The sequence below is a fragment of the Pseudoflavonifractor sp. An176 genome (assembly GCF_002160435.1).
Lineage (GTDB): Bacteria > Bacillota > Clostridia > Oscillospirales > Oscillospiraceae > Enterenecus > Enterenecus faecium.
Map to the genome: position 1 here is coordinate 19,460 of NZ_NFKO01000023.1, position 13,486 is coordinate 32,945.

General features: G+C 61.5%; 15 protein-coding genes. 7 read left to right on the plus strand and 8 right to left on the minus strand.

What is annotated here, in order from left to right; all coding sequences use genetic code 11:
* Positions 1-55 precede the first annotated feature (55 nt).
* Both B5F12_RS08915 and B5F12_RS08920 read right to left on the minus strand, forming a co-directional pair.
* Complete coding sequence (locus B5F12_RS08915; RefSeq protein ID WP_087233456.1) at positions 56-1,618, minus strand: glycosyltransferase family 39 protein; 1,563 nt, start codon at positions 1,616-1,618, stop codon at positions 56-58.
* Positions 1,615-2,052: an Rrf2 family transcriptional regulator gene (locus tag B5F12_RS08920; protein WP_087233459.1), complete on the minus strand. Its 438-nt coding sequence runs from the start codon at positions 2,050-2,052 to the stop codon at positions 1,615-1,617. The genes B5F12_RS08915 and B5F12_RS08920 overlap by 4 nt, the downstream gene beginning before the upstream one ends.
* Positions 2,053-2,285: 233 nt before the next feature.
* Here B5F12_RS08920 and B5F12_RS08925 point away from each other — a divergent pair, with 233 nt between their 5' ends.
* The 5 genes from B5F12_RS08925 to B5F12_RS08945 all read left to right on the plus strand — a co-directional run bounded on the left by B5F12_RS08925 (position 2,286) and on the right by B5F12_RS08945 (position 6,387).
* Positions 2,286-3,248 carry an alpha/beta hydrolase gene (locus B5F12_RS08925; protein ID WP_158096789.1) on the plus strand — a complete coding sequence of 321 codons (963 nt, stop codon included), beginning with the start codon at positions 2,286-2,288 and terminating at the stop codon, positions 3,246-3,248.
* A gap of 139 nt (positions 3,249-3,387) precedes the next feature.
* Positions 3,388-4,320 carry a cysteine synthase A gene (gene cysK / locus B5F12_RS08930; protein WP_087233465.1) on the plus strand — a complete coding sequence of 311 codons (933 nt, stop codon included), beginning with the start codon at positions 3,388-3,390 and terminating at the stop codon, positions 4,318-4,320.
* A 23-nt stretch (positions 4,321-4,343) separates the two neighbouring features.
* A complete protein-coding gene (nifS, locus tag B5F12_RS08935; RefSeq protein ID WP_087233468.1) occupies positions 4,344-5,534 on the plus strand; it encodes a cysteine desulfurase NifS in 1,191 nt (396 codons plus the stop codon).
* 10 nt (positions 5,535-5,544) lie between these two features.
* The gene (gene nifU / locus B5F12_RS08940) at positions 5,545-5,979 is read left to right on the plus strand and encodes a Fe-S cluster assembly scaffold protein NifU (RefSeq protein WP_087233471.1); all 435 of its coding nucleotides are present in this window, start codon (positions 5,545-5,547) and stop codon (positions 5,977-5,979) included.
* Between the two features lie 6 nt (positions 5,980-5,985).
* A complete protein-coding gene (locus B5F12_RS08945; protein ID WP_087233474.1) occupies positions 5,986-6,387 on the plus strand; it encodes an Rrf2 family transcriptional regulator in 402 nt (133 codons plus the stop codon).
* Between the two features lie 46 nt (positions 6,388-6,433).
* On the opposite strand, the gene B5F12_RS08950 is transcribed toward B5F12_RS08945, so the two are convergent.
* Genes B5F12_RS08950 through gatC form a run of 4 tightly spaced genes read right to left on the minus strand, consistent with a single transcriptional unit; the run spans position 6,434 to position 10,237 of the window.
* Positions 6,434-7,048 carry a thiamine diphosphokinase gene (locus tag B5F12_RS08950; RefSeq protein WP_158096790.1) on the minus strand — a complete coding sequence of 205 codons (615 nt, stop codon included), beginning with the start codon at positions 7,046-7,048 and terminating at the stop codon, positions 6,434-6,436.
* 17 nt (positions 7,049-7,065) lie between these two features.
* On the minus strand, positions 7,066-8,487 hold the full coding sequence (gatB, locus tag B5F12_RS08955; RefSeq protein WP_087233480.1) for an Asp-tRNA(Asn)/Glu-tRNA(Gln) amidotransferase subunit GatB: 1,422 nt from the start codon (positions 8,485-8,487) through the stop codon (positions 7,066-7,068).
* Positions 8,484-9,950: an Asp-tRNA(Asn)/Glu-tRNA(Gln) amidotransferase subunit GatA gene (gatA, locus tag B5F12_RS08960; protein WP_087233483.1), complete on the minus strand. Its 1,467-nt coding sequence runs from the start codon at positions 9,948-9,950 to the stop codon at positions 8,484-8,486. Before gatA ends, gatB begins: the two co-directional genes overlap by 4 nt.
* A complete protein-coding gene (gene gatC / locus B5F12_RS08965; protein WP_087233486.1) occupies positions 9,947-10,237 on the minus strand; it encodes an Asp-tRNA(Asn)/Glu-tRNA(Gln) amidotransferase subunit GatC in 291 nt (96 codons plus the stop codon). The genes gatA and gatC overlap by 4 nt, the downstream gene beginning before the upstream one ends.
* 173 nt (positions 10,238-10,410) lie before the next feature.
* Between gatC and B5F12_RS08970 the strand changes: the two genes are divergently transcribed.
* A complete protein-coding gene (locus B5F12_RS08970; protein WP_087233489.1) occupies positions 10,411-10,995 on the plus strand; it encodes a uracil-DNA glycosylase in 585 nt (194 codons plus the stop codon).
* On the opposite strand, the gene B5F12_RS08975 is transcribed toward B5F12_RS08970, so the two are convergent.
* Entirely contained in the window at positions 10,974-11,591 is a 618-nt protein-coding gene (locus B5F12_RS08975) for a single-stranded DNA-binding protein (RefSeq protein ID WP_087233492.1), read from the minus strand. The genes B5F12_RS08970 and B5F12_RS08975 overlap by 22 nt on opposite strands.
* Positions 11,592-11,714: 123 nt before the next feature.
* Here B5F12_RS08975 and B5F12_RS08980 point away from each other — a divergent pair, with 123 nt between their 5' ends.
* Complete coding sequence (locus tag B5F12_RS08980) at positions 11,715-12,122, plus strand: hypothetical protein (RefSeq protein ID WP_087233495.1); 408 nt, start codon at positions 11,715-11,717, stop codon at positions 12,120-12,122.
* A 412-nt stretch (positions 12,123-12,534) separates the two neighbouring features.
* Here B5F12_RS08980 and B5F12_RS11885 read toward each other — a convergent pair.
* On the minus strand, positions 12,535-13,486 hold a 952-nt coding region (locus B5F12_RS11885), incomplete at its 5' end, for a hypothetical protein (protein WP_204221525.1).

Consider the following 13,486-nt stretch of genomic DNA (forward strand, 5'->3'; position numbering starts at 1 on the left):
CATGAACGAAGTGTAAACAATTAGCACTCTCTTTTTGAGAGTGCTAATTTTCTTTCTATTCCAGATAGGCCACCCCATACAGGCCAAACTCCTCCACGGTATATCCCGCGTCTCGGAAGGCATCATAGCTGCTGACATGGACGATATAGGCGGTATTTGGGTCCAAATTGTTCCCATCCACCCCGAAGGTGTAGCGGCCAAAGGAGGAGACACTGAGATAGGGGGAGGGGTAGTTTGCATACTCCACGGTCTGGGCAAACTCCGGCTGTGGGGTCTGGTCATAGAAGAGAATGTGAGAGTAGACCACGGTGGAGTCCACCGCCACCGACTCAAACCCCTGTTCCTTCACATACGCCACCGCATCCCCCACCCCATAGCGGAACTGGACGTCGATGTCGTCGTTATAGGTGGTGAAATAGGTGTTCACAAACAGCCCGAAGGCCACGGCATACACCGCCACCACCCCCCAGGGCAGCACCGGGTGGGCCTTGCCAAAACCAAACACCCAGTCCACCCCAAAGGCCAGCAGGACCAGCAGGTAGAGGTGGATGGAATTGGCCTTGTTGATGTTCCGATAGTCCAGAGACAGGCTCACCAAGGCGGCGCAGGCAAGCCCCAACAGCACCAGGCCCTCTCCGGTAAATCGGCGCTCCTTGGCGCCCCGTACCGCCCGGACAGCCATGCGCACGCCGCCCAGAATCATGAAGGGCCAGCTGAACCGATAGAACATGCCATATTCAGGCAGGCTATTCCAAATAAGTCCGTCCCCCTCCCCGAACACCATCTCTCCCAAGGTTTGGTAGGCCTCCAGGGAGAAGAGATTTCGCCAGTCCACCTCGGAGGCCCGCATGGATACCAGTCGAGGCACGGACAAAAACGGGGTGCGAATCTCCTCCAGCACCCCCAAATTCACCAGCACAAAGAGGAGGAGAGGCAGGGCCATCACAAACAGCAGGCCCACCGCCCCCGCCAGATAGGGGGTAAATGTTAATCTCTTCGTGTAGAGCAGGTAGAGGAGAAACGCCGCAAGGGTCAGGGGCAACACCACCCAGAGGGTGGCGTAGGCGTACAGGGACAGGCCATAGAACAAGGCCGCCAGCAGCAGCCAGGGCGGGGAATCCAGCCCCCGCACCAGGAAATACAGCCCCAACAGCAGCAGGCCCGGGGCCAGATTGGACTCCAGTCCCCAGCGGCTGAGCATGATATGCCAGGGGCAGATGGCGGTGAGAAACAGCCCGATGAGGCCCACCCGCCGGGAGAAGAGCCGGGTGAGCAGCCCATACACCACTGGGAGGCTCACACAGGCCAGAATGGCCTGGGGCAGGCGGATGGCCAACTCCGTGAGGCCCAACAGGGCCACAAAGGGCATGGCCAGATAGCTTTCCAGTACGTTCATACCGCTGCCCCAGGAGATGAAGTAGCAGGGATTGGTGTACCCCCAGGAGTCCACCCCGTAGGTGAGCATGGAGTAGGCCTCATACCCGGCGTAGGCCTCGTCCTGGTTGAGCCCGCAGGGGACCGCCCCCAGCTGCCACAGCCGCACCGACACCCCAATCAAAACGAGAAGCAGGGGCAACAGCCAAGTCCGCTGTGCCCCTTTTTCCAGTCGTATGCTCATTGGTTGCAGCTTCCGCAGTGCTTGGCGTGGTAGCGCACCACCAAGTCGCCCAGGGTGGTACCGTCCACCACGGCGGACACCGCCCGGTGAATCTCCTGCCACAGCTCGATGGTCACGCAGTCCCCGCAGCGGTCACAGAAGCCGTCATCGGTGGCGCACTCCACCGGGGCCAAATCCCCCTCCAGAGGCCGGAGAATGTCGCCCACAGTGTACTCCTCCGGGTGTCGGGTGAGAAGATAGCCCCCTCCGGCACCCCGCACCGAGCGCACCAGCCCAGCCCGGGACAGAGGTGTGACGATCTGCTCCAGGTATTTATCGCTGAGGTTTTGCCGCCCCGCCACATCCCGCAGGGAAACCGGGTTGTCCTCCCCGCCGTGGGCAGCCAGGTCCACCATCAGCCGCAGGGCGTACCGCCCTTTTGTGGAAATCTTCATATCCATACCCCCATAGTCCTTTGTCCTATAATACCATATGTTTGGTAGGATTTCAAGAGTGCTACCGGGGGTGCGTTCCATCTATTCTTATAAAAGGAAGTTTTCCCCCAGCGGAGCGTCTTTGGAAGGGCGGTGAGAATCGGTATGCCCCCACCTGAAAAGGGGCAAACTTCTCTTGACGATTGGCTTTCCATTGGAGTATCATGGAGAAAACGATGCCAGGAGGGTGCGCCATGAAGAAAAAACCCGCTTTTTACCTGTTGGGCCTCGCCGCAGCTGGGGCCGGAGCCGCCGGAGGCATGGCTGCCGTGGGCAACCGCCTCTATGCCAAAGCCATGACCCCTCAGACCCGGGAGCCGGACTACCAGGACCCCAACGAGCCCCAGCGTGAGGGCCGGGCCTGGGCCAGAAAAGCCGAGGGCTTCCGCTCGGCCACCATCCAGGCCATTGACGGGCTCATCCTCTGGGCCGCTGTGGTGCCCGCTGACACCCAGACCCACCGCTGGGCCATCTGCGTCCACGGCTACCACGACACCCACGAGGCCATGGGTGCCATCGGCCTGCACTACCACCAGGAGGGCTGGAACGTCCTGATGCCCGACCAGCGGGGCCACGGCGAGAGCGAAGGCGACTACGTGGGTTGGGGCTACGACGAGCGGCTGGACCTGGTGGGCTGGATCAACTACATTCTCCGCCGGGACCCTGACGCAGAGATTCTCCTCCACGGTGTGTCCATGGGGGCCGCCACCGTCCTTCTGGCCACCGGCGGGGCCTTGCCGGAACAGGTGAAGGCGGCGGTGTCCGACTGCGCCTATACCACCATCGAGGCCCAGATGCACCACGTGCTCCAGAGCTTCCGGGAGGAGTACATCCACGCCCCGGTGCCTATGCCCACCTCCGCCCTCTTCTCCGTGCTGCGGAAAACCGCCCTGCGCCGGGCTGGATATGACCTGCGGGACGCCGCCCCCATCCAGGCGGTGGCCCAGTCCAAAACCCCCACCCTGTTCATCCACGGCGTGGAGGACGACTTTGTCCCCTCCTCCATGATGGGAAAGCTGTACCAGGCCGCCAAGTGCCCCAAGAGCTTTTTGTGGATGCCCGACGCCGGACACGCCAACGCCGTGGGCACCAACCCCCGGCTGTACTGGACGGCGGTGGACACCTTCCTGCAAGATTATTTCCCCACCGAAGATTGATCCTTCCCCGGCCCACTCCTGTGGGTCGGGGAAGTTTTTTCTTTTTCTCAATTACCGATTGACAAGGTAGGTAAAAAGGCGTATCATATAACCAACCAATTCAGTAGGTTTTAATTCGTTGCATCAGGAGGAATCCGTTATGGCACATATCTATACATCTGCCCATCAGCTCATCGGTCACACCCCGCTGTTGGAGCTGACCCACATTGAGGAAAAACTGGGCCTAAAGGCCAAGATTCTGGCCAAGTTGGAGCTGTTCAACCCCGCCGGGTCGGTGAAGGACCGGGTGGCCCTGACCATGATCGAGGACGCCGAGGCCAGCGGGGCTTTGGAACCCGACTCGGTGATCATCGAGCCCACCTCTGGCAATACCGGCATTGGGCTGGCCGCTGTGGCCGCCGCCCGAGGCTATCGCATGATCGTGGTGATGCCCGACTCCATGTCCATGGAGCGCCGCCTGCTCATGACCGCCTACGGGGCCGAGCTGGTACTCACCCCCGGGGCCAAGGGCATGGCCGGAGCCATTGCCAAGGCCGATGAGTTGGCCGCTGAGATTCCCAACAGCTTCATCCCCGGCCAGTTTGTCAACCCCTCCAACCCAAAGGCCCACCGGGAGACCACTGGGCCGGAGATTTACGACGACACCGACGGAACTGTAGACATTTTCGTGGCTGGTGTGGGCACCGGCGGCACCATCACCGGAGTGGGCGAATATTTGAAGTCCCGCAACCCCAAGGTGCAGGTGGTGGCAGTGGAGCCCTCCGACTCCCCCGTCCTCTCCGGCGGCCAGGCTGGCCCCCACAAGCTCCAGGGCATCGGGGCAGGCTTTGTGCCCGAAGTGCTCAACACCTCCGTCTATGACGAGGTGTTCCCTGTCACCAGCGAGGAGGCCTACGCCGGCGGGCGGCTCATGGGCCGCAGCGAGGGCGTGCTGGTGGGCATCTCCTCCGGCGCCGCGCTCCACGCCGCCATTGAGGTGGCCAAGCGCCCGGAAAATGAGGGCAAGACCATTGTGGTGCTCCTGCCTGACACCGGGGACCGGTACCTGTCCACCCCCATGTTTACCGAATAAAGAGATAGGAAAGGAATCCTACCATGCAAATTTACGCTGATAACGCCGCCACCACTCGCCTGAGTGACACGGCGCTGAATGCCATGCTCCCCTATATGCAAGCGGAGTACGGCAACCCCTCCAGCCTCCACTCCGTGGGCCAGCGGGCCCAGGAGGCCCTCACCGAGGCCCGGGCCCGCATTGCCGCACGGCTGGGCTGCCAGCCTACCGAGGTGATCTTCACCTCCGGGGGCAGTGAGGCGGACAACCAGGCCATCCGCTCAGTGGCTGCCTTTGGCAAAATGAAGGGCAAGACCCACATCATCTCCACCGCCTTTGAGCACCACGCCGTCCTCCACACCCTGGAAGCCCTGGAGAAGGAGGGCTTTACCGTCACCCTCCTGGACGTCCACGAAGACGGCATGGTGTCCGCCCAGCAGGTGGAGGAGGCCATCACCCCGGAGACCTGTCTGGTGACCATCATGTACGCCAACAACGAGATCGGCACGGTGCAGCCCATCGCCGAGATCGGCGAGGTGTGCCGCCGCCACGGGGTGCTCTTCCACACCGACGCCGTCCAGGCCGTGGGCCACCTGCCGGTGAACGTGGCCGAGCAGAACATTGACCTGCTGTCCCTGTCCGCCCACAAGTTCCACGGCCCCAAGGGCATCGGGGTGCTGTACGCCCGCCGTGGTGTGCCCATCTTCCCCCTCATCCACGGCGGCGCCCAGGAGCGGGGCCGCCGGGGCGGCACTGAGAACATCCCCGCCATCGTGGGCATGGCCGCCGCTCTGGATGAGGCCTGCGACCACCTGGAGGAGGACACCCGCAAGCTCACCGCCCTGCGGGAGCGGCTGATTGCGGGGCTGTCCAACATTCCCCACTCCGTGCTCAACGGCCACCGGGAGCACCGGCTGCCCGGCACCGTAAACTTCTGCTTTGAGGGCATCGAGGGCGAGTCCCTCCTGCTGCTGCTGGACGACAAGGGGGTATATGCCTCCTCCGGGTCCGCCTGCACCTCCGGCTCCCTGGACCCCAGCCACGTGCTGCTGGCCATTGGGCGGCCCCACGAGATCGCCCACGGCTCTCTGCGGCTCTCCCTCTCCCCGGACACCACCCAGGAAGAAGTGGACTATATGATTGGGGCCGTCACCGACGTGGTGGCCTATCTGCGCTCCATCTCCCCGGTGTGGCGCAACCTGGAAGCAGGCATTCAAGAATTTATCATCCAGTGAGGTATTTACTATGGCTTTATACAGTGAAAAGGTAATGGACCACTTCCGCAACCCCCGCAATGTGGGCTCCATGGAGAATCCCAGCGGCGTGGGCGAGGTGGGCAACGCCAAGTGCGGCGACATCATGCGCATCTACCTGAAAATTGAGAATGACATCATTGTGGACGTGAAGTTCGAGACCTTCGGCTGCGGCAGCGCCATCGCCTCCTCCTCCATGGCCACCGAACTCATCAAGGGCAAGCCCGTGTCCGAGGCCCTCACCCTCACCAATCAGGCGGTGGTGGAGGCTCTGGACGGACTGCCCGCCCAGAAGGTGCACTGCTCCGTGCTGGCCGAGGAGGCCATCAAGCTGGCCCTGAAGGACTACTACGACAAGAACGGCATCGAGTACGACCACAGCCAGTTCCCCTGTTGCGACAGCTGCGACCACTGCCACGCCCACTAAGGCCCCATGTTGGTATCCACCCGAGGCCGCTACGCCCTGCGGGTGATGGTGGACTTGGCCCAGCACCAGAGCCAGGGCCCCATTCCCATGAAGGATGTGGCGCAGCGGCAGCAGATTTCCCTCAAGTACCTGGAGAAAATCCTCCCGGTACTGTCCAAAAATGGTTATATTGTGGGCACCCACGGCAAGGGGGGCGGCTATCAGCTCACCCGGGCCCCGGAGGAGTACCGGGTGGGAGATATTCTGCGGCTCACCGAGGGGGACTTGGCCCCGGTGGCCTGCCTGGAGGCGGGGGCAGCCCCCTGCCAGCAGCGGGACACCTGTCCCACCCGCTCCCTCTGGTGCGAGCTGGGGCGGCGGGTCAATGAGTACCTGGACAGCGTCACCCTGGCGGATTTGATGAAATAAACAGCTGCGGGGCAGAAGACTGTAAGTCTCTGCCCCGTAGCTGTTTTTAGTCGCTCACGATCATAACCACCAGCGTTCCCCGCTCCACGGTAATTCTAGCAGGGCCGCCCAAAAACTCGTTGCTCACCCCCAGGGGCACCTGGACGGTCATGGTGGCCCCGTGCAAGGGATACTTCAGCCCCTCCAGAGTCACCCCATGGGCGGGCTCGCCCAGACAGAAGATGGACAGAGTGCGTCCCGTCTCCCCCTCCAGTTCCAGGGTGCCGTTGTGCACCGCCGTCACCGTCAGGCCGGGGCCCACCAGCATCCCCTGGCCTCCCTGCTCCACAAGGCCGCACAGCAGCTGCACGTTGGCCAGGGTGTGGTCCAACCTTCCACCTAAGGAGCCGTAAATGTGGAAGTTGCGGTATCCCCGGCTCCATCCTTCGCTGAGGGCCAGGGCGGTGTCCGTGTCGTCCTTCTCCGCCGGGTGGCGGACGATGTGGGGGTGGGGGGGCACATAGCCCAGGGAGTCAAAGTCCCCCACCACCAGGTCCGGGTCCACCCCATGGGCCTGCATCTGGCGAAAGCCTCCGTCAGCGGCAATGCACAAATCCCCGGACTGGATGTCCGGCCACTCTTTCCCGTATTCCCCCGAGGCAAAAATATAACAAATGGACATGGTTCTCTCCTCGTTTCTCATTCTTGACCCAGCTGTTCCAGCAGTACCCGCCGCACCGTCTGGGGGTCTGCCTTTCCCTGCAATTTCCGCATGGTCTGGCCTACCAGAAAGCCGAAGGCCTTTTCTTTCCCGCCCCGCCAGTCCGCCACCGACTGGGGGTTCTCCTCCAGCACCTGGGCCACAGTGTTCTCCACCAGTTTCACATCCTGCACCTGCTCCAGGCCGTGGGCAGTGACATATTCGTCCACATCTCCGTCGGTGTCAAACACCGCCTCGAATACCTTCACCGCCGTGTTCCGGTTCAGCTTCCCCTCCCCCACCAACTGAATGAGCCGGGCCAGGGTCTTGGGGGTGATGGTCAGCCCCTCCGGGCTGAGGCTCCGGGCGGACAGGGCCCCCAGCACCTCCCCCATGATCCAGTTGGCCCCCTGTTTGGGGGGCGTGCCCAGAGCAATGAGTTCCTCAAAGAACCGGGCCAGGGCCGGGTGGCTGGTGACCATCTGGCAATCGTAGTCCGGCAGCTGGTACTGCTGGGCGTAGCGTCTCCGCTTCTCCTCCCCCAGCTCGGGCAGGTGGTCCCGGATGTCCTGGATGTACTCTTGGGACAGCACCACCGGTGGCAGGTCCGGCTCGGGGAAGTAGCGGTAGTCCCGGGCCTCCTCCTTGCTGCGCATGGAGAAGGTCTCCCCCCGCTCCTCGTCAAAGCGGCGGGTCTCCTGCACCACCCGCTCACCCCGCTCCAGAAGGGCAATCTGCCGCTGGCTCTCATATTGAATGGCCCGGGCAATGGCCTTAAAGGAGCCCAGGTTCTTCATCTCGGTGCGGGTGCCCAGGGTGTCCCGCCCCACCGGGCGCACGGACAGGTTCACATCGCACCGCAGGGAGCCCTCCTCCATCTTGCCGTCGGACACACCCAGGTATTGCAGCCGCTCCCGCAGCAGCTCCAGATAGGCCACCACCTGCTCCGGGGTGCGAAAGTCCGGCTCAGTGACAATTTCCAACAGGGGCACCCCGCAGCGGTTGAAGTCGCACAAGGTCTCTCCGGTGGCGGGGTCGTGGTACAGCTTCCCGGCGTCCTCCTCCATGTGGATTTCATGGATGCCGATGGTGGCCCCCGCCACCTCCACCCGTCCACAAGTGCACAGGGGGGCATACAGCTGGCTGATCTGATACCCCTTGGGCAAGTCAGGATAGAAGTAGTTTTTCCGGTCGAAGCGGCTCACCGGGGTGATGGAGCAGCCCAGGGCCAGCCCCACCTTCACCCCATACTCCACCACTTTCTCGTTGAGCACCGGCAGCGCCCCGGGCAGGCCCATGCACACGGGGCAACACTGGCTATTGGAGGCAGCGCCAAAGGCGGTGGAACAGCCGCAGAAAATTTTACTCTGGGTGGACAGCTCCACGTGGGTCTCCAGCCCCATGATGATTTCCCAGTTCATCGCCCTTCGCCCCCTCTCGGCACACGTTTATGATAGTCCGTCTCCTGCTGGTAGGCATGGGCGGTATTGAGCAGCACCTGCTCCCCAAACCGGGGCCCCATGAGCTGGGCTCCCACCGGCAGACCTTCCCTGTCCACCCCGCAGGGCATAGACAGGGCAGGCAGTCCCGCCAGATTGGCGGGGACGGTGTACAAGTCGGACAGATACATCTTCATGGGGTCGGCAAGGCTCTCCCCCAGCTTGGGGGCGGTGTTGGGGGTGACCGGGGTGAGGAGCACGTCACAGGTGGCAAAGGCCCGCTCCAGCCCTCGCTTTACCTGCTCCTTCACCGCCAACGCCTTTTTATAGTAGGCCTCGTAGTACCCGGCGCTGAGGACAAAGGTGCCCAACAGGATGCGCAGCTTGGCCTCTTTGCCAAAGCCCTGACTGCGGGTGTTCTCATACATCTGGGTGAGGGTTTTGTACTCCTCCGCCCGGAATCCGTACTTCACCCCGTCGTACCGGGCCAGATTGGAGGAGGCCTCCGCCGAGGCCAGCACGTAATAGGCGCCAATGACCTGTTTCAGCTCCGGAATGGACACCTCTGTGAGGATGGCTCCCCGGTGTTGCAGCACCTTTGCCACCTCCTGCACCCGCTGGGCCACTTGAGGGTCTAGCCCCTCCCCGAAGCACTCCATAGGCAGGCCCACCCGCAGGCCCCGAATGTCGGAGGAGAGCGAGGAGAGCAACCCGCCGTAGCTCCCATCCACGGTGGTGCTGTCCCGGCGGTCCTTCCCCTGGATGAGGTCCAGCACAGCGGCGCAGTCGGCAGCGTCCCGGCACAGGGGGCCCACCTGGTCCAATGAGGAGGCGTAGGCCACCAGTCCATACCGGGACACGGTGCCGTAGGTGGGTTTTAACCCTGTGAGACCGCAGTACCCCGCAGGCTGGCGGATGGAGCCCCCGGTGTCGCTCCCCAGGGCGTACCAGGCAAAGCCCGCCGCCACCCCGGCGGCGCAGCCGCCCGAGGACCCGCCGGGTACCCGGTTTTCATCCCAGGGGTTGCAGGTGGGGCCGAAATAGGAGGTCTCGGTGGTGGAACCCATGGCGAACTCGTCCAAGTTCCCCTTGCCCAGGCACACGCCCCCGGCATTTTGTACCTTCTCCACCACGGTGGCATTGTAGGAGGGCATATAGCCCGCCAGCAGCTTGGAGCCGCAGGTGGTTTTTATCCCCTTGGTGCACAGGTTGTCTTTTAAAAGGAGAGGCACCCCGTATAGGGGAGAAAGGCCGGTTTTCAGGCCCTTTTGGAGGGCCTCCGCCCGCTCCATGGCCTGTTCTTCTAAAACCGTGATACAGCTGTTCAAGGACTTGTCCCTCTGGGCGATCTCCTCCAGAGCCGCCTGTGTGGCCTGGGGAATAGTCACGTCCCCCGCTGCAATGGCCCGGCCCAGCTCCAGGGCGGTGAGGTGGGTGAGGTTCATGCTTCGCCCCCCTCTCCCACGCTTCTGGGGGTCACCACATACCCGTCCCGCACCTGTGGGGCGTTTTCCAGCAGCTTGTCCCGATCCAGGGAGGGCTCCACCCCATCGGGGCGGAAGGTGACCACACACGGGGTGTCCGGTTCCGCCCCATCCTCCACCTGGGAAAGGGCCTCCAGATAGCCCACCATCTGCTCCAGCCGTCCGGCCAGCTCCCCCTCCTCCTCCGGGGTGAGGGAGAGCCGGGCCAGGTGGGAGAGCTTGCGCACCTGTTTGCTTTTCTCTTCCATGGGTGTCCCTCCAAAAAAGACGCCCCAAGCCGTGAAACAACCACAGCTGGGGCTTGTTTGGGATATTTTACACCCGACCTGTGGGCTTTGTCAATGCGCGGCCACACTCTAGTCAGGGGCGTGAGTTTATGGTACACTAGAGGAAAGAAGATCACCGGAGAGGAGCCGACTGTATGCTATCTTGGGAGCAGCTCAACGAGACCTGTCAAGCCTGCCGCCAGTGTCCCCTGGCAGAGACCCGCCACCATGTGGTGTTTGGGGTGGGCCCCCAAAACGCCCCCATCATGCTGGTGGGCGAGGGCCCGGGGGAACAGGAGGACTTGCAGGGCATCCCCTTTGTGGGCCCGGCGGGTCAGCTGCTGGACGACATGCTCTCCCTCATCGGCCTGAGCCGGGAGAAAAACGTGTACATCGCCAACATCGTCAAGTGCCGCCCGCCCCACAACCGGGACCCGCTGCACACCGAGCAGGACGCCTGCATCGGCTACCTGCGCAACCAGGTGGCCCTGCTGCGCCCCAAGATCATCGTCTGTCTGGGCCGCATCGCCGCCCAGCGGCTCATTGACCCCGGCTATAAGATCACTCAGCAGCACGGCCAGTGGGTGGAGAAGGCCGGGGTGGCTATGACCGCCATCTACCACCCCGCCGCTCTGCTCCGGGACCCCTCCAAGAAGCCGGACACCTTCGGGGACCTGCGAGCCATCCGCTCCAAGGCCCGGCAGCTGTGCCCCCAGGTCTACGACTCCTCCTCGCTCTGAGGCAGCAGATTCATAATGGAGATCTCATAGGCGGTGCGGGTCTGGCGCTCTCCCTCCACCATCTTGTGATATTGGCGGCTCTGGAGCCGTCCCTCCAGGCGCAGCCGGTCCCCCACCTCCATCTGGGCGCAGCGGTTTGCCACAGACCCCCAGGCGATACAGGGTAAGTAGTCCGCCCGGCCATAGGGGCGATTCACCGCCAGCAGCAAATCGCAGATCTCCCGGCCCAAGGGGGTACGGCGGGCCACCGGGGGCTTGCACAGGGCGCCCGCCAGCAGCAGGTGGTTCTCCCCCTCCCGGCAGTGGGCCTGGAGCACCTCCCGCACCAGCATGGTGATGACCAGGCGGCTGCCCTGCCCCGAGCGGTTGTTGTAGGAGCGCACCTCGCCCCCCACCTCCAGCCAGTTCCCCGGCTGCCACAGCTGGGCCTGGGGCTGGGACACCACCAGATTCACCACGTCCTCGGCTCCCGACAGGCGGGGCACCCGGAAGGGCACCAGGTAGTAGTCCACCCCGTGGTTGTGGTGGGACAGCTTGGGAACGGCCAGAACTTCTCCCCGCAGCATCCCCTGATTTTCTCCTTTTACTTGGCTCATGACATCACACTCCATGGGTAAAATCTGTTGGAGTGTATGCGTCCGGGGGCCAGAGTATGACCGTTGACATTCCCAGACACGTCAGTATAATATATGGCATACCCCTATAAAGGAGGGCTGCATATGGAGGTACAACTGACACGCAAGCAGTTCCGACGCTTGCTGGACATGGTGTATATCGGCAACTGGGTGCTCAACTCCACCCGGGGCGACGACCGTTTTGAGGACTACGACCAGGTGGAAAGCCTGCTCTTTGCCCAGGCCGCCCGAGAGGGCATGGAGCCCTTGGCGGAGGTGTACCACGGCGAGATCGTACCCTCCAGGGCCTTTGCCGAGGGCGGCATCCACGAGGCCATCATGGAATATGAGAACAACGTGTTCTTCGACATTCTGGCCGAGGACCTGGCCCGGCGGGATATGAACTACGTGCCCATCGACGAGAGCAACCAGCAGGAGCTCATGGAGCGCATGGACGCCTATATCGACGAATTTGAGGCCCACGGCACCGAAAACATCACCATTGAACATTGAAAAACTTCCACAGTCCAGGGATGGGCTGTGGAAGTCTTTTGCCGTTATGATGAGTAGACAGCCCTCCGGGTCTCTGCCGCACAGCTTGACATGCTGTACCGTAGGGGCGGATACCATCCGCCCTGGAGGGTCCGTCACCCTGGGTTCGGGCGGATAATATCCGCCCCTACGCCCAGTAAACCAGCAAATGGGAGAAATCCTGCCAGGAACACGGCATGGAGTACACCACGGTCAATCCCCCCAAGGAGCTGACGGAGGCGGTGGAGCAGGCCATGGAGGAGCTGATTCAAGCCCAGGCGGGTGAGATTCAATATTACTTGGACAAGTGAATGAGCACCGAGAGTGCGGGAGAAAGTTGAGTTTTCTCCTGCACTCTTATTTTATGCATACGTTACAGCTTGTATCTGCCATATTATCTATCTTGCAGCTTTGCTAATTCTCGCAATATATCCTTTACTTTCTCATTTTCAGGGTATTTCTGACACAAACTTTCTATTTTAGATATGGTAACTTGCGCCTCCTGAATCTTTTGCTTTTGAGCTAGGTTTACTAACCCCATAGCGTATGCTACATTCATCTCCTCGTTTTCAAAGTATGCATGGTATAGCTTCTTTAAACGTTGTATCGTTTCATGGATTTCATCGATTGTCTGCCCATCTGAAAGATTCACCAGCCCCTTGGCATACTCAAGGACAATCTCCTCATTCTCGCAATACCGTTCCCGTAGTTTTCCTAACCGCTCTACACTGGTCTCCGCTCCCCCTACACCTTGCTTGCCAGTCAGGTTCACCAGCCCACTGGCATACGCAAGAGCAATCTCCTCATTTCCGCAATACCGTTTCTGTAATTTCCTTAATCGTTCTACGCTGGCTTCTGCTCCCTCTATACCTTGATCACAGGATAGGTTCACCAGCCCCTTGGCATACTCAGAGGCTATCTCCTGGTTCCCTAAATACTGCTTACACAACTCCGCTAACCGCTCTACGGTGGCCTCTGCTTCTTCTACACCTTGATCACAGGATAGATTCACTAGCCCCTTGGCATACTCAAGGACAATCTCCTCATTCCCATAATACCGTTCCTGTACTTCCCTTAACCGCTCTATGGTGGCTTCCGCTCCCTCTATACCTTGATCACAGGATAGGTTGAACAGCCCCTTGGCATACGCAAGGACAATCTCCTCATTCCCACAATACCGTTCCTTCAGCTCCCTTAACCGCTCTACGGTGGCTTCCGCTCCCTCTATACCTTGATTACAGGATAGGTTGAACAGCCCCTTGGCATACGCAAGGACAATCTCCTCATTCCCACAATACCGTTCCTTCAGCTCCCTTAACCGCTCTACGGTGGCTTCCGCTCCTTCT

Excerpts from the sequence above, each read along its gene's own strand:
- B5F12_RS08915 (WP_087233456.1), bottom strand. The coding sequence starts at position 1,618 with ATGAGCATACGACTGGAAAAAGGGGCACAGCGGACTTGGCTGTTGCCC.
- B5F12_RS08920 (WP_087233459.1), bottom strand. The coding sequence starts at position 2,052 with ATGAAGATTTCCACAAAAGGGCGGTACGCCCTGCGGCTGATGGTGGAC.
- B5F12_RS08925 (WP_158096789.1), top strand. The coding sequence starts at position 2,286 with ATGAAGAAAAAACCCGCTTTTTACCTGTTGGGCCTCGCCGCAGCTGGG.
- cysK (WP_087233465.1), top strand. The coding sequence starts at position 3,388 with ATGGCACATATCTATACATCTGCCCATCAGCTCATCGGTCACACCCCG.
- nifS (WP_087233468.1), top strand. The coding sequence starts at position 4,344 with ATGCAAATTTACGCTGATAACGCCGCCACCACTCGCCTGAGTGACACG.
- nifU (WP_087233471.1), top strand. The coding sequence starts at position 5,545 with ATGGCTTTATACAGTGAAAAGGTAATGGACCACTTCCGCAACCCCCGC.
- B5F12_RS08945 (WP_087233474.1), top strand. The coding sequence starts at position 5,986 with ATGTTGGTATCCACCCGAGGCCGCTACGCCCTGCGGGTGATGGTGGAC.
- B5F12_RS08950 (WP_158096790.1), bottom strand. The coding sequence starts at position 7,048 with ATGTCCATTTGTTATATTTTTGCCTCGGGGGAATACGGGAAAGAGTGG.
- gatB (WP_087233480.1), bottom strand. The coding sequence starts at position 8,487 with ATGAACTGGGAAATCATCATGGGGCTGGAGACCCACGTGGAGCTGTCC.
- gatA (WP_087233483.1), bottom strand. The coding sequence starts at position 9,950 with ATGAACCTCACCCACCTCACCGCCCTGGAGCTGGGCCGGGCCATTGCA.
- gatC (WP_087233486.1), bottom strand. The coding sequence starts at position 10,237 with ATGGAAGAGAAAAGCAAACAGGTGCGCAAGCTCTCCCACCTGGCCCGG.
- B5F12_RS08970 (WP_087233489.1), top strand. The coding sequence starts at position 10,411 with ATGCTATCTTGGGAGCAGCTCAACGAGACCTGTCAAGCCTGCCGCCAG.
- B5F12_RS08975 (WP_087233492.1), bottom strand. The coding sequence starts at position 11,591 with ATGAGCCAAGTAAAAGGAGAAAATCAGGGGATGCTGCGGGGAGAAGTT.
- B5F12_RS08980 (WP_087233495.1), top strand. The coding sequence starts at position 11,715 with ATGGAGGTACAACTGACACGCAAGCAGTTCCGACGCTTGCTGGACATG.